This is a genomic window from Polyangiaceae bacterium, assembly GCA_020633235.1.
In the GTDB taxonomy this organism is placed as follows: domain Bacteria; phylum Myxococcota_A; class Polyangia; order Polyangiales; family Polyangiaceae; genus JACKEA01.
The window spans coordinates 522,578-541,513 of record JACKEA010000007.1; the positions used below are offsets into that span (position 1 = coordinate 522,578).

The 18,936-nt window shown below is 67.2% G+C and carries 17 protein-coding genes; 5 read left to right on the forward strand and 12 right to left on the reverse strand.

Annotation, left to right across the window (positions count from 1 at the left end):
- Nucleotides 1-74: 74 nt before the first annotated feature.
- Entirely contained in the window at nt 75-1,145 is a 1,071-nt protein-coding gene (locus tag H6717_35660; protein MCB9582428.1) for a hypothetical protein, read from the reverse strand.
- Nucleotides 1,146-1,237: 92 nt separating this feature from the next.
- Here H6717_35660 and H6717_35665 point away from each other — a divergent pair, with 92 nt between their 5' ends.
- The gene (locus H6717_35665; protein ID MCB9582429.1) at nt 1,238-2,209 is read left to right on the forward strand and encodes a helix-turn-helix domain-containing protein; all 972 of its coding nucleotides are present in this window, start codon (nt 1,238-1,240) and stop codon (nt 2,207-2,209) included.
- Between the two features lie 17 nt (nt 2,210-2,226).
- On the opposite strand, the gene H6717_35670 is transcribed toward H6717_35665, so the two are convergent.
- Genes H6717_35670 through H6717_35680 form a run of 3 tightly spaced genes read right to left on the reverse strand, consistent with a single transcriptional unit; the run spans nt 2,227 to nt 4,354 of the window.
- Entirely contained in the window at nt 2,227-2,754 is a 528-nt protein-coding gene (locus H6717_35670) for a hypothetical protein (protein ID MCB9582430.1), read from the reverse strand.
- Between the two features lie 53 nt (nt 2,755-2,807).
- Entirely contained in the window at nt 2,808-3,938 is a 1,131-nt protein-coding gene (locus H6717_35675; GenBank protein ID MCB9582431.1) for a glycosyltransferase, read from the reverse strand.
- Nucleotides 3,935-4,354 (reverse strand): GtrA family protein, encoded by a 420-nt coding sequence (locus H6717_35680; protein MCB9582432.1) that lies wholly within the window; start codon nt 4,352-4,354, stop codon nt 3,935-3,937. The genes H6717_35675 and H6717_35680 overlap by 4 nt, the downstream gene beginning before the upstream one ends.
- 253 nt (nt 4,355-4,607) lie before the next feature.
- On the opposite strand from H6717_35680, the gene H6717_35685 reads away from it, so the two are divergent.
- Nucleotides 4,608-5,867, forward strand: a complete 1,260-nt coding sequence (locus H6717_35685; protein ID MCB9582433.1) for a hypothetical protein — start codon at nt 4,608-4,610, stop codon at nt 5,865-5,867.
- Here the strand turns inward: H6717_35685 and H6717_35690 are convergent, their stop codons facing one another.
- Nucleotides 5,868-6,722 (reverse strand): transcriptional regulator, encoded by an 855-nt coding sequence (locus H6717_35690; GenBank protein MCB9582434.1) that lies wholly within the window; start codon nt 6,720-6,722, stop codon nt 5,868-5,870.
- A gap of 74 nt (nt 6,723-6,796) precedes the next feature.
- On the opposite strand from H6717_35690, the gene H6717_35695 reads away from it, so the two are divergent.
- Nucleotides 6,797-8,542, forward strand: a complete 1,746-nt coding sequence (locus H6717_35695; protein MCB9582435.1) for a protein kinase — start codon at nt 6,797-6,799, stop codon at nt 8,540-8,542.
- A gap of 1 nt (nt 8,543) precedes the next feature.
- Here the strand turns inward: H6717_35695 and H6717_35700 are convergent, their stop codons facing one another.
- The 3 genes from H6717_35700 to H6717_35710 form a co-directional block, all read right to left on the reverse strand.
- Nucleotides 8,544-9,104 (reverse strand): hypothetical protein, encoded by a 561-nt coding sequence (locus H6717_35700; GenBank protein ID MCB9582436.1) that lies wholly within the window; start codon nt 9,102-9,104, stop codon nt 8,544-8,546.
- Nucleotides 9,105-9,302: 198 nt separating this feature from the next.
- Nucleotides 9,303-11,066, reverse strand: coding sequence for a hypothetical protein (locus H6717_35705; protein ID MCB9582437.1), 1,764 nt, complete (start codon nt 11,064-11,066; stop codon nt 9,303-9,305).
- Nucleotides 11,067-11,077: 11 nt separating this feature from the next.
- Complete coding sequence (locus H6717_35710) at nt 11,078-12,610, reverse strand: B12-binding domain-containing radical SAM protein (protein MCB9582438.1); 1,533 nt, start codon at nt 12,608-12,610, stop codon at nt 11,078-11,080.
- A gap of 5 nt (nt 12,611-12,615) precedes the next feature.
- Here H6717_35710 and H6717_35715 point away from each other — a divergent pair, with 5 nt between their 5' ends.
- Nucleotides 12,616-12,963, forward strand: a complete 348-nt coding sequence (locus tag H6717_35715) for a hypothetical protein (protein ID MCB9582439.1) — start codon at nt 12,616-12,618, stop codon at nt 12,961-12,963.
- On the opposite strand, the gene H6717_35720 is transcribed toward H6717_35715, so the two are convergent.
- The 3 genes from H6717_35720 to H6717_35730 form a co-directional block, all read right to left on the reverse strand.
- Complete coding sequence (locus H6717_35720; GenBank protein MCB9582440.1) at nt 12,964-13,692, reverse strand: hypothetical protein; 729 nt, start codon at nt 13,690-13,692, stop codon at nt 12,964-12,966.
- A 192-nt stretch (nt 13,693-13,884) separates the two neighbouring features.
- On the reverse strand, nt 13,885-14,733 hold the full coding sequence (locus H6717_35725) for a hypothetical protein (protein MCB9582441.1): 849 nt from the start codon (nt 14,731-14,733) through the stop codon (nt 13,885-13,887).
- A 220-nt stretch (nt 14,734-14,953) separates the two neighbouring features.
- Nucleotides 14,954-15,313 carry a hypothetical protein gene (locus H6717_35730; protein MCB9582442.1) on the reverse strand — a complete coding sequence of 120 codons (360 nt, stop codon included), beginning with the start codon at nt 15,311-15,313 and terminating at the stop codon, nt 14,954-14,956.
- A gap of 140 nt (nt 15,314-15,453) precedes the next feature.
- Here H6717_35730 and H6717_35735 point away from each other — a divergent pair, with 140 nt between their 5' ends.
- Entirely contained in the window at nt 15,454-16,794 is a 1,341-nt protein-coding gene (locus H6717_35735; protein MCB9582443.1) for a DnaJ domain-containing protein, read from the forward strand.
- Nucleotides 16,795-16,840: 46 nt separating this feature from the next.
- On the opposite strand, the gene H6717_35740 is transcribed toward H6717_35735, so the two are convergent.
- Nucleotides 16,841-18,931, reverse strand: coding sequence for a sodium-translocating pyrophosphatase (locus tag H6717_35740; GenBank protein ID MCB9582444.1), 2,091 nt, complete (start codon nt 18,929-18,931; stop codon nt 16,841-16,843).
- Nucleotides 18,932-18,936 lie beyond the last annotated feature (5 nt).

Sequence of the window (18,936 nt, forward strand, 5' to 3'; positions counted from 1 at the left end):
TGTTGGTGAGACGCGGAACCTCGCTGTGCATCAACTACTACTTGCAGGGTTTCGCCCTGTCGAACTGACGGCGCTCACGGATCGCAGTACGTGTGCTGCGGAACGGCGCACGTCGTGCAGTTCTGATCGTTCAGGTCACACGCGTCGCACTGCCAGATCGCGTCTGGGGCAAAGTCGTGGGAGATGCTTCCGGCGCACTTGAACTTGCGCCCGAGATCGGTGCTGGTTCCGCTGACTTCGATCTGATTGCCGGGCGACGTGTGCACCGTCACCGCCGCGTTCCACGGCTTGGAGCCGGCGCCCTGGGTGATCTGCGTCTGGTAGTCGCACGCGGTGGGGTCGGCGCCCAGGCAGATCGAAAAAGGCGCGCTGTCGATCTTCTGACACGTGAAGGGATTCATCGTGAGGCTCATGGAGCGCAGCACCAAGGTGCAGTTGACACCGCTCGGTACGCAGCAGCTCGTCTCGAAGTTGCCGCCCGCGCACGTCATGCTGTTCGGGGCGAAGGTGGTTCCGTCGGCGCAGCGCGGCCCGTTGTCCGTGGCGGTGTGACACGTTCCTCCCTGCGACGTGCATTGCGGCGTGTCGGGACAGAATCCGGGAGACGCCGGCGGATCCTTCAGGAACTCGTTCGCGTAGCACTCGTTCCGGGCGTTCATGCCGGACTGGGTGCACACCGGATCCAGAGTGTCGGGGCATTGGGGCGTGTCGTTCACGATCGCGCATTTCGAGTCCACGCACTCGGCGTGCCCGGGCATCGACGGGCACGCGATGATGATCTGGCCGTCCAGGGTGTCCTTGCAGTCCATCGCGGTCCACTGGTCCGCCAGGGACTGGAGCTCGCCCGCAGCACTCGGATCGAACACCGCGGCGGAGTTGCACAGACCATCGGTGTTCAGCGGTACCAGGGGTGGGTCGATCCGCGCGCAGGTGCTGCCGGGCCCGCAGCTCGTCCGGGCGTCGATCCAGCTCTTCATCGCTGCCTTGAGCGCCTCGCAGCTCTGACCCCCAGCCCCTCCGCTGCCGGCCGCGCCCGCCGAGCCGCCGGTTCCCGCCGAGCCGCCGGATCCCGGATCGTCGGCGTTCGTGCTGCCACAGCCTGCGAGCAAGACCCCCAACGCGAACAGCACGGAGCGACTGGTCATGCTCACAGCATGAGTCCCAGCATCGGCTGCCTCAACCCGGTTTTGCACGTTTGTGCCGCCGGATATGCGCAGGCGTGTGCATAATTGGCAGAGTGGATCACGACCTCCTGGCTAGGGAGCTGCTGGGCGCGGTGTGCGGCAGGCGTTCGCGTCGACTGCTGGCCAAGAAGCTCGGTTACCGGACCAACGTTCTCAACCGCTGGGAGAGCGGAGAACGCGCTCCGTCCATCTCGGAGCTCTTCCGCCTGGCCAAGCTCGTGGGCATCGATCTGATCGCCGTGTGCGCGGCTTTCGATACCTCCGCCTTCTCCGCGGGAGAGCAGCGTCTGCGGCAGGGCGACGTGAGCGAGTTCTTGCGAGTCCTGGCAGGAACGCAGTCGATCACGACGCTCGCCGAAGGAGCGGGACTCAGTCGCTTCGTGGTTTCACGCATTCTCGCGGGCATCACCGAGCCGAAGGTGGGCGTCTTCCTGAAGCTCCTGGACGTCGCCACCGGCCGCGCGCTGGACTGGATCGCCGGCTTCGTCGATCCGCCCAAGTTGCCCTCGGCACAGGAGGAGTGGGCGCGACTCACGGCCTATCGCCGCCTCGCCTACGATCACCCTGCGAGCGAAGCCGTCCTGGCACTTTTGGAGCTACGAGAACAAGCGGGGCTGTCCGCACATCGCCCTGGTTGGATCGCCTCGCGCCTGAGCATCACTCTCAACGAAGAAGAGGAGACGCTGCAAGCCTTGTCCACGGCGGGGCTCATCGTGTGGAAGCGCAACCGCTGGCGCGTGAACGACGACCAGCGCTTCGTCGATACGCGATCGGATCCCGCGGCCTTTGCCCGACTCAAGCAGTTCTGGGCACAGAAGGCCGCGGAGCAGCTGGAGGCGCGGGGCGGAAACCTGTGTGCCTACGTGGTGTTCTCCGCCACCCAGGCGGACGTGGAGGCGATCTCGAACATCAACCTGGAAGCGTTCCGAGACGTTCGGCGAGTGGTTCGGGACTCCAAGCCCGCCCAGCGCGCCGTGCTGCTCACCGTGCAGCTCACGGCGCTGGACGGAAAGCCGGTGCTGTGACGAGCAGCGTAGCCTGCTCAGTCCGAAGCCATTTGAAATCTGGCAGTCGATACCAGCGTGTCGCCGAGCTTGATCTCGACACGGTACTTCCCCTCGGGCCAGCCGGCAGTCGGCTTGCTGAGCTGGGTATGCACCACGTAGTTCTTCACGCCGAAATCCGGCAGATCCGCCACCTTCTTCTCCAGGGTGGCGATGACCGTGTTCGGTTTGGCAGCTTTGCCAACGTCTTCTGCGATCCACAGCATCTTGAACACGTCGCCGTTCTTCGGAATGGTCGCCGTCTTGTAAGAGACATGCACCACGGGAGCATCGAGTGGGAACTGCTCCGTGGCGCCGACGCAAGCGTCGTCTTTGATCTCCTTGCAGACGAACGTGCCCAACTTCTCGGCTGCGATGTCCGGCGAGCTGGTTGGCGCGGCTGCCGCAGGCTGCGCGCTCGCCGACGCCGGCGCGCCAGTGGGTTTGTCGCCCCCCTTGCACGCCAGCAGTGCGAGGAGCACGAGGGCCACGGAGAGGGGTGCTGCGTGTGCCGGAGATTTCGCCATGTCGCCCACAGTACCCGTGCAAGCAGCTCCCACCAACGAAATCTCGAGGCGGCTCAGCGTCGCCCGGCGGGCGCGTACACCAAGGTGCCCGCGCCGAGCCGGACCTTGTGCCCGCGCCACACGACGTGGCGCTTGAGCGGCGCGCGGAGCCACACCGTGAGCAAGACCAGCTCGCGCACGGGGGACAGGAGCGCCGCGACCCAGGCGCGACGCCAGCCGCGAAGTGCCACCCAGCCGCCCACGTCCCGCAGGGCGAGCAGCAGCACGCACCAGGTGAGGGCCGCGGGACCCATCACTGCCCAGGCGGCGGGCAGCATCGCCAGCGGGCTGGTGACGATTTCCGATAGCTGCGCCCAGGGACGGAGCCGCGAGCGCAGCATGGCCCAGCGGAGCTGGCGACGGATGAACGCCGCCACGCTCATGTTGCGCGTCACGTTCTCGAGCACCGTGGGTGCGATGCGGACCTCCAGACCCGCGTGCTGGAACATCTTGCCGATCACGAAGTCTTCGGCGAGCACGTTCTTCACCCGCTCGAAGCCGCCCAGGCCCTCGAACTGAGCACGCGACAGCAACATGCTCTTGCCCACTACCAACGCGTCGCCGAGCAGAGTGGGCAGCGACGCGCCGGACGCGCAAAAGCCGTTGAGCTGGACGTTTTCGAGCGCCGAGCCCAGGCCGTCTTCCCCCGTACCCGCGAACAGGTTCGTCACCAGACCGGTGCGCTCGTCTGCGAGGCGGGTGGCGACCATCTCCGAGACGTAGTGAGCGGGCGCGCGTACGTTGCTGTCGCTCACCAGCAGCATATCGTTGGAGGCGTGCGGCAGCATGCCCAAGATGTTGTCCACCTTGGGGTTGATGGCGTCCGCGCCCGTGTGCACCACCAGTCGCGCCGGCACCTCCGGATGCCGGGCGATCAACGCCTCCACCAGCGCCACCGCGGGGTCGTCGGGATTCTGCACTCCAAAGAGAAGCTCGTAGCTCGGGTAGTCCTGATTGAAGAACGTCTCCAGGTTTTCTTCCAGGCCAGGATCGGCGCCACACAGCGGCTTGAGCACGGTCACGGGCGGCAGCTCGCTCGGCTTCGGTGCTCGCGTGGTGCGCGAGGTGGCGCGGATGACGGCAACGATGCCCAACACGATCCAGGCGGAGCACAGGCCCATCAGCACGAACGCGAAACCGGTCATGACGTCGTCTCCTCGAGCTGGGGTTTGAAGATCTTCGACCACAAGGGCAGGCAGACCGCGTAGTAGACGACCGCCGTGGTCACGAGCCGTACCGCCAGGTACGGCAACTGCGTGTGCGAAACGATGAAGTCGAAGAGCATCAAGTTGGCGACGAAGCCCAACGCTTCCACGCCCAGGAACTGAGTGCCTTGTCGGAGCCACGCGTTCGAGCGATCTCCGAACGCGAACAGCTTGTTGCCGAAGAACTGAACGGCGATCCCGAGGCTGAGCGCTGGGATGCTCGCAGCGCGCACGGGAACACCCAGTCCGCTCACCAACAGAGCGAGCACGCCGAGGTCGACGAGGGTGGCGACGATGCCGACCCCCGCGCTGCGCAGCAGCACCAGTAGGCCCTGGAGAAAGGTGGGTTTGACCATCACCCCCTCGCGTAGCCAGCTCCATGCCACGATCTGAGCCCAGTAATTTCAGTCAGTTAGGCCCCGGTGCATCCTGCAGGTGGCGCGAACGCCGCTTCCCAATTGGTTGAACCAGTTCGCAGTCGGGAAATGTGGGGAACAACGCGCAGGCTCCGTAAGGGCGTGGCGTGTCGTGGCTCGGTAACGTGACGAGGCATGTCGGTCGAAACAACCGTGAAGCGTCTCGCTCTTCACCATCGGTACGGACGACAGCTTGCCGTACAAGGGCGCAGATCAGCATCGCGTCGAGAGCTCGAAGCACGTTCGCTTCATGCGCTGCGCCATTCTCGGGGACGTTGCGCGCAGCACGGCTGCCCTCGACGTCGCGCCCAAGTCGGGCGTCTACACCCTCGTGAATCAGGGAGGCGGAACCACCTTCGGCAACGCGAACGAATCGGACGACATCGAATGGCGGCAGTGCGTCTTCATGGGTTCGAGCAAAGCCGTGTTTGGCCACCGAGCGGGGCGATCGGACGACATTCGCATCGATGGCTGCGTGTCTGCCCAGAACTTCGGTGACTTCATCCAGTTCGTCGGGGAGGGACAGACCGACAACTGGACCATCAAGGACACCTACGCGATGGCCAAGGGGCGGGCGTCGGCGGCCGACCACCGTGACTTCATTCAGTTCGAGAAGGTCCTGACCCCCCACTCCCACGCCAACTGGTCGATCGAAGGAAACTGGATTCAATCGCGGGACGCCTGGGGCGACGATCGCTACCTCGCCAAGCAGGGGCTTTGGGGCAACGCCAACCTGGGCGCCATGAAGGACACCGCCGTCGACAACCTGTTCGCCATACCGGGCAAGGCGATGCAAGGTCACTGGAAGGACGTCACCTTCGAGTTCAACACCATCATTCCACCGATCGACAGCTTGGGGGCCGACTCGAACGACCAGAACGGCGTCCGTCCGAACACCTGGGATCCGGCCTTCATCGTTCCGGCGAATGACGACGCCACGCTGGCCGCGGACGAGAACATCATCGTTTCCCACGCCAACGGCTTCGACAACGGCTTTGCGGGGCCGAACGGCCTCGTCATCTGGCAGAACGGCTTCTGGCAGTTCTCCCACGCCAACAAGGGGCCGCCGGACTGGTCACTGTTGGGCAAGTACCTGGAGAACTACGCCGGCGCTCCGACAAAACCCGTGAGCGTGGACTACACCAACAGCGGCACCGCAGCGAACAACGGCAAGTACCAACTTTCGCCCCGCGAGTCCTCGGATGCCGTCGGAGTGCCCGACGTAGGTGTCGAGCAGTTCAAGCCCAAGGCAGGTACACGGATGCATTGGGCCGACCCCGACCCCACCGGCTGTTACAAGCTCTTCGAGCGCGTGTTCGACACCACGAACCACGACAACCCCACGGACTGGGGTTGGCCAACGGCCGTCGCCTTCCACATCTACTACGATCCCAACAACGCCGCGGGCGGGGCATCGGGTAATTACGACAGCTTCGATGCGAACGGCGACTGATCAATCCTCGCGAAACAGTCGTGAGAGCGTCACGTGGAGCTGGCTCTGGATCAACCGCATGACGCTTTCCAAGTCGGAGCGGGGGAGCTGCAATTCTGCCAGCAGAAGTCGTCGTGTCTCCGAGAGCAGCTGCTCTCGCGCTCGACTGACGCGGCGCGCGGCCGTGGCTCGATGTATCCCCCGGCTTGCCGCGATCGCGTCGATGTTGGCGCGCTTGGAGTAGTAGGCCGAAAGCACGTTGCGTTCCTCTGGGCTCAGGCTCGTGGCGGCACGTTCGAAGGCGGCCCGAAACTGCTCCCGGTAGAGCTCCTTCAGGTACGCGAGCTCGGGGCTGTCCACCCGATCCTGGAGCGGCGCCGCCGGCTCCACGTCTGCGGTCAGCTGCTCGCGTCCTCGGGCGCGCTTCAAGTTCAACCACGTGCGCGTCGCCATCACGCTGAGCCAACCCTCGAGCTCTCCGCCGCCCACGTAGCCTGCGAGCTTGGAGTCTTGCGGATCGAACAGCTTGCCTTCCAGGGCGAACGAGAGCTCGTCGGCGTCCGGGCCGTCCCCGCGCGCCACGACTCGCGCAACGATGGGCCGTAAGCGCTCCGAAAGCTCCGTCAACGCGGATGTGTCCCCGCGCAGCGCCAGAAACGCCAGCGCCAGGTCCGGCCACGCCAAGCCGCGCACGTGCGTCAACGGCTCGACGTCCAGGGGCCATCGCGCGGCGACGTGATCCGCAAAGGCGCCTCCGTGCTCGGCGATTCCGGGATGCCGCGCCGAAAGCTCGCTCCACGCCAGCGCCAGGGCGCGTTCGAGCTCCGCGTCGTGCCCTTTCGACAGACGGGTGGACAAGGTCGTCACGAAGCTCACGCGACGTAGTTTCGCCAAATGCCGGCGCGCGTCGACCTCGAAGCACTTCATGGGTATCGTTCGGGCGTCTCGCCGTGAAACCCGCCCTCTCGTGTCCCGACGAAAACGCCTTGGGCGCCTTCGTTCAGGGAGGTGGTAGTCCCGAGGCGCGCGCAGAAATCGAAGCGCACCTGGAGCGCTGCGACGAGTGCGGCAGCGTGGTCGAGCTGTTGGGAGAGGCCTTCGTGAGTCGTGCCCGGCGTGTGCCGGCGGGGCCGGAGAGTAGTCGCAGTGACATGCCCCACACGCTGGGGCGCTACCAGGTCGAGCACGAGATCGGCGCCGGCGGCATGGGCTTGGTGCTGTCCGCTTGGGATCCCGCGCTTCAGCGCCACGTCGCCCTCAAGCTGATGCGTCCGGAGCTCGCCGGGGAAGCGCGCGATCGCTTGCTCGCGGAGGCGCGTGCCGTCGCGTCGATGAAGCACCCGAACGTGATCCCGGTCTTCGACGTGGGCGAGGCTTCCGGTCGCGCGTTCATCGCCATGGAGCTGGTGGAGGGCGTGACCCTCGATCGATGGCGAAAGCTGGCCCGGCCCGGCTTGGAGCGGATCCTCGAGGTGTTCGTGGAAGCGGGTCGCGGCCTCGCAGCAGCCCACGCCCGTGGCCTCGTTCATCGCGACGTGAAGCCGCAGAACATCCTGGTGGCGACGGACGACCGGGTGCTGGTTACCGATTTCGGACTGGCGGTGTCCAGTCACGACGCGGATCAGGAGGCCGCCGGGACCCCGGCGTACATGGCGCCGGAGCAACGTACGGGGTTGGCTACGGCGAGCTCGGATCAGTACGCCTATGCGTTGTGCTTGGCGGAAGCGGTGTACGGAACGCTGCCCCATGGCCATCTGCCGCTCGCCCCGAACGTTCCCGATTGGCTCGTCGCAGTGTTGCGTCGCGCGCTGGACCCGGATCCGGCCGAGCGCTACCCCGATCTGCCCGCGCTGCTCGAGGAGCTCGAAGGTGGCGGAGGCGTCAACGCCAGCGCCCACGTCACCACCAACGCCATCTTGCTTGCGGGCTGGACCTTGTTGCACGCGTTCTGGTTCGTGGTGCTCTTGTGGGCTGCGCTGCTGGTCTATCGAGATCCCACGATCTTCGATTCTCCTGCACAGCCTGACGACAGCGCCTACGACGTGGGCCGAGAAGACACCGAAGACATCGAGTCCGAGCCCCTCACCGTGAGCGACGGAATCGTGGTCGCGCTCGCGCTGTACGGAGCCGCGTGGGTGTGCCTCGGGCTCCTGTGGGCACCGTTGAACGCTTTCGGGCTTTGGCGGCGAAAGGCCTGGGCCCGCGTCTCCACGCTTTCCTACGCGGGGTTCACCGGCGCCACGGTTCTGGGGTTGCCGTACTCCGCCTACGCCATCTACAGCCTCACTCGCCCCAAGGTGGTAGAGCTCCTTGCGCACGGGCGAAAGCGAAAGGCGGTGGGACCGGTCACCCGAGGCCAGGTCCACCTGACCGTCAACGTGCTTGCCCTGCTCGGCATGTTCCTGTTGCACCTCGGCCTCCTGTGGTTGAGCGTGGAGCTGGTGAGCTTTGGCGCCGAGGACCACAGCCCCGACACACCGCTGTTGGTCGTGCTGGGGCTGTGGTGGAACGCCATTGGCGCAGCGTGGGTCTTGTTGACCGCGTGGGGTCTCTTCAAGCGCCGCGGCTGGGCGCGCTGGACCGGCCTTTCGTATGCGGTCTTTGCTCTGCTCGGTGGCGTAGGCATTCCTTATGGGCTGTACGCTCTCGTGAGCTTGAGCTTGCCGGACGTGCGCGCCCGCCTGCGCGCCGCCTGAGCTACTTGCCGACGAACCGCGGGTACAGCTTGCCGACGTCGATGGCCTCGGCCGTCTCCGTCTGGGGCGCGCCGTTGCCCATCCCGGTGGCCAGGCCGCCGTAGAGCAACGTGCCGCGTAGCGCGACGGTGATCGTGCGATCGCCGCCTTTGCGAAGCTCCGCGCTCAACTCCACGGCCGCCTTCCAGGCCAGCTGCAGAAGCTCCTTGCGGACGTCCCCGGAGTACGTGTCCAGATTCGGCACACGGACCAGCAACACGATCTCCTTGGGTGTCTCGCGACAATAGGTGAGGAAGTTCCCCTTGGTGGTCGCAGTGTTTTCGTCCTCGCCGCCTTCGAAGTTCTCGTGGTCGTCCTGCTTGATGCGCGCGGCGTACTTCTTGGCGAGGCCGCTCGCCGCGCTGGTATTGCCAAAGCCCACTTCCCCTTCGAACACGTTGATCTTGGAGTTGGCTTCGTTGAACGCCTCCTGCCCCGGCTTGGGGTCTCCCTTGCATCCGACGAGCGCAAGCACGGCCATGAGGGCCGCCAACATCTTGATTGCGAAACGACGCGTGAACATGTGGTTCCTCCCGTTCTTTCGCGAGCTTTTTCGCCCGCACAGGGAAGACCCGGGCCCGTCGCTCCAGTCGCGACATTTTTTCACCCAGCGCGAAGAAAGGCGTGGGACTGACCTGCGGAACGTGGGGTTCTCCTCCTTCGAACGCGCTTCGCGATACCGGGGAGACCGCGGCGGACCGACATTGGAAGACGAAGCTCGCTACTGATTTTGTTGGCTCGGCGCGAGCACGTCGGGGTCCTTGCCGGCGGGGGGCAGCGTGAACACGCCGCCGGGGGCGGGCAGCTCGACCGTCACGAGGGCGTCGCCATTGCCGTCGAGCAGCAGCGTGTGCGCGGCGTCCAGCGAATGCCGGAAGTCGAAGCGGACGCGAGTCGGGCGCTCGGGCGCGGCGAGCACGGTCACCCGGACGTCGGGGGTCTCGACGCTGCCGCCGGCGCGTCGAAGCGGCGGTGCGACGGGGATCATCTTCGCTACCAGGGCGTCGAACAGGTTGCCCTCCAGCGCGGAGATCTCGAGCGTGCGCTCGTCGAGGCGGCGCACCAGGATCGGCTCACGGGTGGCGCTGAGGGCGCGCCAAGATTTCGGCAAGTGACCGTCGCGCACCGCGAGCATGTAGGGCGCGTAGTACATGGCGACGAGGTCGTTGGTGCGGAGCACGATCACGTGCTCCACGGACGCGAGCTTGCCAGAGAAATCCGTGTCGAACAGGAAGTGCCGGCCGACCGCTTGGGACGCGGCCCAGGCGCGGGCGATTCGGTACGTGGCGTAGGGCGCCCACACGAACTGGACGAGGCCCAGGCCAATGCCGCCGATGGCCGCGGCGAAGCGCAAGAACCCCGGACGGCGAAGGCGGGACCAAGCACCCGAGAGCGCGATGCCGATGGCGAGGGAAGCGCCCGCCATGGGCACCACCAGCAGGCGCACGGAGGGATCCACCGCACAGAACGGTGCGATCGACAGCGCGGTACCGACCACGACGGGCATCGCCAGGGCGCGCTCCGGACCTCCGCGCCCGAGGGCCACCAGCACCGCGGCCACGATGCCGGCGACGATCCACAGCTGCACGATCACGACGGCACCGCCCAGGCGACCCAGGGTGACGGTGCCTTCGCTGGGCACCAGCACGAACGCCTGCACGAACAACGCGGGGAGCTGGATGGCGAGATTCGAAAGGAAATGCAGCGGCTGCAGCAGCGGGTCGATGTACATGCCATTGCCCCGGACGCCGATGCCCGCGACCGCACGCAGGGCGAAGGTCACGGCGACGAGACCGCCGAGCCCGGCGAGGGCTTTGATGCGCCGGGGGCTCGGGACCAACAGCAGTCCTGCGCCGAGGGCGCAGTAGCCGAGGGCGTACTCGCCGGCCAGGAGCGCGAGGCTCATCAGTGACAGAGCGAGAGCAGCGTCCTTGCCGCGTCCGCTCTTCGTGTAGCCCACCAGGGCCCACAGAGCGAAGGCGCCGAACGCGGCGCTGACGTGGGCGGTGCGGTTCGCGATCCAACAGAGTGGAATGGCATGGGCCGGCGCAGCCGCATACACCAACGTGGTGATGCTCGCGGCGACGCGGCCAGTGACACGAAACGCGAGGGCGCCGATCCCGAGCACACCGAGCGCCCACCACAGCCAGCCATGGACGTGCTGGCCCAGCGGCGAGAGTCCCAATGCGTGATCCACCCACAACAGCAGGCTGGAAAATGGCCGCGCGTGCACCGCTACGGTGCTGTCCGCCACCCACCAGGGGAACAGGCCGCGATCGCGAAGTACCGCCACCTCCGCGGGGTTCTCCACGGCGTTGTAGGCGCCCAGCGGGCTCCGCGAGATGGGCAAGCGATGGGTGAGGGTCGCCTGCTGCACGTAGTCGTCGCCGGACAGCCCGGCGCCAAAGGCGGCCCGATCGAGGAGCGTGCCCGCCGCGAGGGCGATGCACAGGATCAGGAGCCGAAAACGCCAGGCAGAGCTCAACGCCTGCGGACTTAGCTCGCGACCGTGCGCCAGGGCAAGAGACGCCGCGCCACGCGGCGGCGGGACTCGTTCAGGAACACGTCGAGCTTGGAGTTTTCCACGCCGGTGAGCCCGTTGCTGGCGGAGGCCAACAGCCGCTCGGGATGGTGGCGCCAGAGGGCACCGTAGAACGACCCGACGATCTTGTACTTGTACAGCGTGAGGGTGCGAGCCGACACGTTCTCGCAATAGTTGTGCTTCTCGCGCATGAGCTTGTCGTGCACGAAGATGGGCGTCATCAAGAAGTCGTCGTCGAAACGAATGCGCCCCGTGCTCATCAGGTAGCTCGCGAGCTCCGTGGATGGGATCGGGAAGAAGTAGGCACACGACACGTCCGACAGGCCGAGGGCCCCCATGGTCTTGGCCAGCGTCACGGTCTGTTCCAGATCTTCCACCGTGTCCTTCGGGAAGCCGATGACGAGGAACAAGCCCAGGTTCAAACCGCCGCGGATGGCGCACTCCGAGGCGCGCATCAACGCTTCCGTCTTGAGGCGCTTCTTGATCAGGTTACGGGTGCGCTCGCTGCCGCTCTCGGGCGCGAAGTACAGCGCCTTGCACCCGGCGCGGTACAAGTGAGACACGACCTCGTCGTCGATCACCTCGCAGCGCGTGCCCGCCGCCAGCTGCCAGCGCACGTCGAGCTTGCGGCGCAGGAGCTCCTTGCAGAAGGCGATGATCCAGTCGCGCTTGATGATCGACGTGAGATCCTGAAACGGAAAGTGGTTGGCGCCATAGCGCTGCACGTAGCTCTCGATCTCGTCCACTACGTCCACCGGGTTTCGCGGAACCCAGCGCGTGGTCCACATCTGCGGGCTGGAGCAGAACGTGCACTGATACGGACAACCGCGGGTCGCGAGCACCGGCACCGTCTTTCCGTAGCGGTTGCCCGTGACGTAGTGGCGCTCGTCGTAGGCTTCGAGGTCGAACAGGTCCCAAGCGGGCCAGGGAATGTCGTCGATGGCCTTGGTCCGCGGCGCGCGCGGGTTCCGCACGCAATTGGCCTCGGCGTCGCGATAGCAGATGCCGGGGATGTCTCGCGGGCTCTCGCCGGCTGCCAGCGCGCCAAACAGCCGCACGGCCGTCTCTTCGCCTTCGCCCACCACCACGAAGTCGATGGGCGCCTCGCGCATGGAGTGCTCCGGCGCGGCGCTGAAGTGCTCGCCGCCGCCGACGATGGGCAGGTCCGGCCGCGCGCGCTTGATGGCCTGCACCAAGCCTCGCACCGTGGGCCAGCCGAAGCTCCACATGTTGCCAATGCCGATGGCCTTGGTGTCCGCCGAGATGCGCGCGACGATCTGCTCGTTACCGAGGCCCAGCCGCGCCAGCGGCCCCTGCCGAACGGTCTGATCCGGCGCCTCGCCGATGGCGTCGATCACGCTCACGTCGTGCCCCGCCTTGCGCAGCGCCGCGGCGACGTAGGCGAGCCCCAGCGGCGGAGCCGGCCGGAGCGCCGTGAGCGCCCCGGGGTTCAGCAGCATGGGAGCGTTGACGAGCTGGATCTTCACGCGAGATGGAGCGTGACACGCCCCACCCCGGCGCGACAACATACCGCGTGCTGCTTCGAGCTCTGCTGGCGGCCGCGAGCGGTGCCGTTTTGGGCGGCCTGTGGGGCTTCGTGGTGTCCGTGTTGGTGCTGTGGATGCGACGCGCGCGGAACGCGCGCCTCGAGCACCCCATCCGCGACTGCGTTCGCCCGCCGTTTCACGTTCCCGGAGCCCTCGGCGGCCTGGTGCTCACGGTGGGCCCCAGCTTGGCGTGGCCTCTGCCGCTTGCCATCGCCCTCGGCGCCGGCTTCACGCCGACGCTGTTGCTGTTGCTCTCTGCCCTCACCATCGTGGGGCAGCTGCGGAGACGGTGATCAATTCGGGCAGGTGTAGCCGCAGATCGAGGTCACCTCGCTCACGCAGGTGCTGTCCCAAGAGGTGCTGCAACAGAAGCTGTCGGCCGCGCACACGCAGCTCTGGATCGTGGCGTTGCTGCAGCCGGTCGTGCTGGCCACGGTGCAGCAGGTGCCCACGCTGGTGGTGCCACCGCTGCCCCCGCTGCCACCAATGCCGCCGGTGCCACCAATGCCGCCGGTGCCACCAATGCCGCCGGTGCCACCGAAACCACCCGTCGCGCCGGTGCCACCGAAACCACCCGTCGCGCCCGTGCCACCGAAACCACCCGTCGCACCGGTGCCACCGAAACCACCCGTCGCGCCCGTGCCACCGAAGCCACCGGAGCCCGAGCTACCCCCGAATCCCCCGGAGCCACCGCTGCCGCCGCTGGCACCGAAGCCCGCCGCGCCGCCGAAGCCGCTCCCGCCCGAAGCTCCACCCAAGCCGCCGTCGAAGCCCGCGCTGTTACCGAAGCCGCCGCTGTTGCCGAAGCCGCCACTGTTACCGAAGCCACCCCCGCCGCCGGTTCCTGATGACACACACACCTGATCCTGATTGCAGACCATGCCCGACGGGCAGGTGCCGCCATCCGCGCAGCTCGCCGCTCCGCCACCTCCGCCACTGCTGCTGCAGCCCGCGGCGAGAGCCAGGGCGCTCGCGGCGCCAGCGATGGTCAGAAGTCGGATCGAAAGACGGATCGAAGACATTGAAGCTCCCCTTCTCGGGTGTTGGCTGCATCGGGCAGCAGGGCGGGCGGACGGATAGCAGGCAAAAACCCCTCGCGCCACAGCTTCACGCCGGGGGGCTGCCCTGGGCACCGGCGTCCTACGCCTCCGGGATGTGAGATCTCCCCCTGGTTTTCCGGCTTCTTTTGTTGGTCCGCCGCGGAAACCGCGCGGTCAGCCGCCGCAGAAGTCCGTACACGTCGTGTTGGGCGGCAGTGAGATGCAGATCGGCTGCCCCGAACAGATGCAGCACGCCGCTGCCGAGCCACACGTCACGCTGCCACACAGCTGTCCGCCGCCGCCCGAGCCGCCGCTGCCGCCCGAGCCGCCGCTACCGCCCGAGCCGCCGCTACCGCCCGTACCGCCCGTGCCGCAGGTCGTGCCGCACTGGCTCACCTCGCCGACACATTGGCTGTCCCACGCGGTGGCGCAGCAGTACGAGTCCAGCGCGCAGACGCAGCTCTGGATGCTCGCGTTGCTGCAACCGGGGGACGCCGAAGCCGTGCAGCAGGTGCCCGCGCCGGCCGAGCCGCCGCTGCCGCCCGTGCCACCCGTGCCACCGGTTGCGCCGGTGCCGCCGAAGCCGCCCGTGGTACCGCCGCCGGTTGCGCCGGTGCCGCCGAAGCCGCCCGTGGTGCCACCCGTGCCGCCGGTCGCGCCGGTGCCGCCAAAGCCGCCGGTGGTACCGCCGCCGGTTGCGCCAGTGCCGCCAAAGCCGCCACCAGGCGGCGCGCCGCCACTTCCGGATGTACCACCGCCGATCCCTGCGGTTGCGCCCGTGCCGGTCGAGCCGCCCGAGGGCGCCCCGCCGAAGTTGCCGAACCCGCCGCTGCTCGTGGACGCGCCACCGCCGCCGGTGCCCGCCGACACGCACATGGAGTTTTGGTCGCAGACGGTGCCTTGCGGACAGGTGCCACCATCGGCGCAGCTGGTGCCGCCACCGCCGCCTCCCGAGCTGCTGCAGCCGAAGAGCAGAGTGGATGCGACGAGAGCGGATGTGCGAAGCAGGCGGATGTAAGTCATGGCCTCACCGGGTGCGGGGTGCAGGCGCCTTCGCAAGTGCCGTGCCGGCGCCGAATCCCCGCAAAATGTGGGTCATGGACTAGCAGCGGCGTGGCTTCCGCGCCACGCCGCGACGAGAGATTGTGGCACGCGCCGGACAGGCCCAGCGAGGTTCCCCGCCGAACGCGCTTCGCGATGCCCCGAGGCCCGCGCGCCGGACCAACAAGCCCTGGCACCAGGCTCAACGCTGTTGGGTCAGGTCACAGCCATAGAAGTGGAACCCCGATCCCTGCGCGTTCCCTTGCCTGAAGCTCAGGCTCGACATCGAAAGCCGCACTGGAGATTCCAGGTCGCTGACATTCAGCCCGAGGAGGCGCGCCTTGGCGGCGACGGTAGTGATGTTCGCCTGGACGTTCGGCGTTGGCGGAATGATGGTCAGCTTCTTGAGCTTTGCTGCAGAGCTGGACGATAGCTTCACGCCCATTGCCGCCTTGCTGATGCCGACTGGCTTTTGCTTGGGCTTGGGCTTGCCCATCGCCGCCACGGCGACCAGGAGCCCTGCAGTCAACGTCACACCGATTCCGACTTTGGCCCGAAGCATGCTGTACCTCCCAAAGCCGGCGGATCCCGCTCGGCCAAAGGCGCCTCCATGGTGAATTCCGTCTGTTTCCCGGCAAACCCGGGATTTGACTGCGGAATTGTGGTCGCAGCATCCAGCCGGTCCGTATCATGGGCGTTTGCGTGGTTAGCACTTCCCGCGAAACGATTCCGCGGCGCGTCGAGGGTATCGACATCGCGTCGTTGCCCCTTTCCCCCACGGACGCGTTCGTGCTGTCGCAGCTCGACGGCACCATGACGCTGGACGAGATCGTGATCGTCACCGGCATGAGCTTGGTCGACGTCCGAGCGACGCTGCGACGATTGAAGGAGCTGGGGGCCGTTCACTCGGCGCGCGACCCGCGGACGGACGACGACATCGCGATACCCAAGGAAGAGCGCGTGTTCGCGGGCTCGGCTCCGCCGCCTGTCGAGGACGTGGATCTCGACGCCGAACAGCGCGAGCGCATCTCGTCGATGTTCGAGCGGCTCGGGGCGTCGTCCCACTATCAGCTGTTGGGCGTGGAGCCGGATGCAGAAAAGAAGGAGATCAAGAACGCGTACTACGCGCTGATCCCCCTCTACCACCCCGACAAGTTCTTCGGCCGCAATCTGGGCAGCTACAAGAAGAAGCTCGAAAGGATCTTCGAGCGCCTCGCAGAAGCGGAGAAGGTGCTGACGCGGAAGTCGTCCCGAGAGGAGTACGACGAGTATCTCGGCGTGCGGCGCGAGACGCGCGCGTTCGATGCCGTGCTCACGTCCATTCCGCCGCCGCGGCCCTCGACCCCGCCCCTCCCGCCGGTCCCGAAGCTCGCCCCGGAAGAGAGCGCGCGCGAGCGGAGCCGCGCCTTGGCGCGCCGCTTGACCGGACCCCGGCGCGTGCCCTCGGAAGTGACGGAGCCGGAAGTGTCACGAGAAGAGCGCCGCGAGCGCGCAGGCCAGTCGATGCGGCAGTTCCTGGCGGCGAAGCGATCGCCCCGCATCGACCGCTTCGTCCGAGCCGGAACCGAAGCGCTGGCATCGGGGAACTGGGTATCCGCGGTGAACGCCCTGCGCATCGCCACGAATCTGGCCCCTGACGACACTGCGATCCGCGAGCTCTACGAGCAAGCGGACGTGAAGGCCACGGAGCACTTGGCCGACGGCTACGAGTCCAGCGCGAAGTACGAAGAGAAGTACGGCCACTGGGACGAGGCCGCGAAGTCGTGGCTGAAGGTCGCAGCGGGTCGACCTGACGACGCGTCGCCGCTGCGACGGGCCGCGGAATGCTACCTGCACACGTCCGACCCGCGGGAGGGCATCAAACCGGCGCGGGAGGCCGTGATGCTCGCCCCCGGCTCCGCGGAGTGTCACACCACCTTGGCGCGCGCCTACGAAGCATCGGAGCTGTTGAAGAGCGCCATTGGCGAGGTCGAGCGCGCGATCGAGCTGAAGCCCGAGTCGACGGAGCTTCGCGACTGGCTGAAACGCCTACAGAAAATGTAGCTGCGCCGGCAGGACGCGAGGTCGCTGCCGGCGCAATGGGTCGCAATCAGGACAGGGCGATCAGCGGGGCGATGACCAGAGCCACGACGCTCATCAGCTTGACCAGAATGTTGAGCGACGGGCCGGCGGTGTCCTTGAACGGGTCGCCCACCGTGTCGCCCACCACGGCGGCCTTGTGCGCCTCGGAGCCCTTGGGGTGGATGCTGCCGTCGCGCATCTTGAAGCCTTCACCCTCGAAGGACTTCTTGGCGTTGTCCCAGGCGCCGCCGGCGTTGCTCATGAACAGCGCGAGCAGCACGCCGCTGACGGTGACGCCGGCGAGCACGCCGCCCAGCGCCTCCGGGCCGAAGGCGAAGCCCACGACCACCGGAGTGACCACCGCCAGCGCTCCCGGCAGCATCATCCGCTTGATGGCCGCGCGGGTGGAGATGTCCACGCAGCGCGCGGTGTCCGGCTTGGCCTTGCCCTCGAGCAGGCCATCGATCTCGCGGAACTGACGGCGGACCTCTTCGATCATGTCCATCGCTGCCTCGCCCACGGCGCTCATGGCCATGCTGGAGAACAGGAACGGCAGCATGCCGCCGATGAACACGCCGCTCATCACCATGGGCTTCGAGAGATCGATACCGGTGATGTTGGCCTGCTGGGAGAAGGCTGCGAACAGCGCCAACGCCGTCATGGCGGCGGAGCCGATGGCGAAGCCCTTGCCGATGGCCGCGGTGGTGTTGCCCACGGCGTCGAGCTTGTCCGTGCGAGTGCGGACCTCCGCTTTCTGATGGCTCATCTCCGCGATGCCGCCGGCGTTGTCCGCGATGGGGCCGTAGGCGTCCACCGCGAGCTGGATTCCGGTGGTGCTGAGCATGCCGAGGGCGGCGATGGCCACGCCGTAGAGGCCGGCGAAGTGCGCCGCGCCGACCACGCCGGCCGCGATGCAGATGATGGGCACGGCCGTGGACTGCATGCCGAGACCCAAGCCGGCGATGATGTTGGTGGCGTGACCGGTCTTGCTCTGCTCCGCGACGCCGTCCACCGGCGGCTTCTCCATCGAGCAGTAGTAGCTGGTGATGAGGCCGACGGCGACGCCGGTGGCCAGACCGATGACGGTGGCGATGCCCACGTCCAGCCAGCCCACGTGCTGCCCCGCGAGCTCCGTGCCGCCCTCGGGCCACAGCACCTTGGCCAGGTAGAAAGTGGCACCCGCCATCACGCCGGCGGCGCCGAAGGAACCCGTGTCCAGCGCGAGCTGCGGGTTGCCGCCCTCTTTCACGCGCACCACGAAGGTGCCCAGGATGGAGCAGATGATGCCGCCCGCTGCGATGATCAGCGGCAGCACGATGGGGCCGACGTTGCCTTGTTGCACCGCCGTGGCGCCGTAGCCGAGCACCATGGCGCCGATGATGGCGCCCACGTAGGACTCGAACAGGTCCGCGCCCATGCCGGCCACGTCACCGACGTTGTCACCGACGTTGTCCGCGATCACGGCGGGGTTCCGCGGGTCGTCCTCCGGCAGCCCGCTCTCCACCTTGCCCACCAGGTCCGCGCCGACGTCGGCGGCCTTGGTGTAGATGCCGCCGCCCACGCGGGCGAACAGCGCGATGCTGCTGGCGCCCATGGAGAAGCCCGTGAGCACGTTGATGGTGGTGGCGACGCCGGCCTGACCCGGGAACACGGCCATGGTGTAGGTGATGTACAGACCGCCGAGGCCGACCAGCGCCAGGCCCACCACGCTCATGCCCATCACCGTGCCGCCACTGAAGGCCACGTCGAGGGCCTTCTCGAGGCTGCCGCGAGCCGCTGCGGTGGTGCGGACGTTGGCCGCGGTGGCCACGCGCATGCCGAAGTAGCCGGCGAGGCCCGAGGCGAGAGCGCCCACCACGAAGGACACCGCGATGAGCGGGCTGTGGCCGGGCTTGTCGCCCATGTTGGCGAGCGCCAAGAGGCCCGCGACGACGACGACGAAACCCGCGAGCACCTTGTACTCACGGGCCAAGAACGCCATCGCGCCTTCGCGGATCAGGGCCGCGATGTCTTTCATCTCGGTGGTGCCGGCGTCTTGCTTGTTGACCCAGCTCGTCTTCCAGAACGCGAAGATGAGCGCGGCCGCGCCAGCGATGGGGGCGGAGTAGATCAGATCCAAGGCTT

Excerpts from the sequence above, each read along its gene's own strand:
- H6717_35680 (MCB9582432.1), bottom strand. The coding sequence starts at position 4,354 with ATGGTCAAACCCACCTTTCTCCAGGGCCTACTGGTGCTGCTGCGCAGC.
- H6717_35730 (MCB9582442.1), bottom strand. The coding sequence starts at position 15,313 with ATGCTTCGGGCCAAAGTCGGAATCGGTGTGACGTTGACTGCAGGGCTC.
- H6717_35725 (MCB9582441.1), bottom strand. The coding sequence starts at position 14,733 with ATGACTTACATCCGCCTGCTTCGCACATCCGCTCTCGTCGCATCCACT.
- H6717_35675 (MCB9582431.1), bottom strand. The coding sequence starts at position 3,938 with ATGACCGGTTTCGCGTTCGTGCTGATGGGCCTGTGCTCCGCCTGGATC.
- H6717_35720 (MCB9582440.1), bottom strand. The coding sequence starts at position 13,692 with ATGTCTTCGATCCGTCTTTCGATCCGACTTCTGACCATCGCTGGCGCC.
- H6717_35670 (MCB9582430.1), bottom strand. The coding sequence starts at position 2,754 with ATGGCGAAATCTCCGGCACACGCAGCACCCCTCTCCGTGGCCCTCGTG.
- H6717_35660 (MCB9582428.1), bottom strand. The coding sequence starts at position 1,145 with ATGACCAGTCGCTCCGTGCTGTTCGCGTTGGGGGTCTTGCTCGCAGGC.
- H6717_35715 (MCB9582439.1), top strand. The coding sequence starts at position 12,616 with ATGGAGCGTGACACGCCCCACCCCGGCGCGACAACATACCGCGTGCTG.
- H6717_35700 (MCB9582436.1), bottom strand. The coding sequence starts at position 9,104 with ATGTTCACGCGTCGTTTCGCAATCAAGATGTTGGCGGCCCTCATGGCC.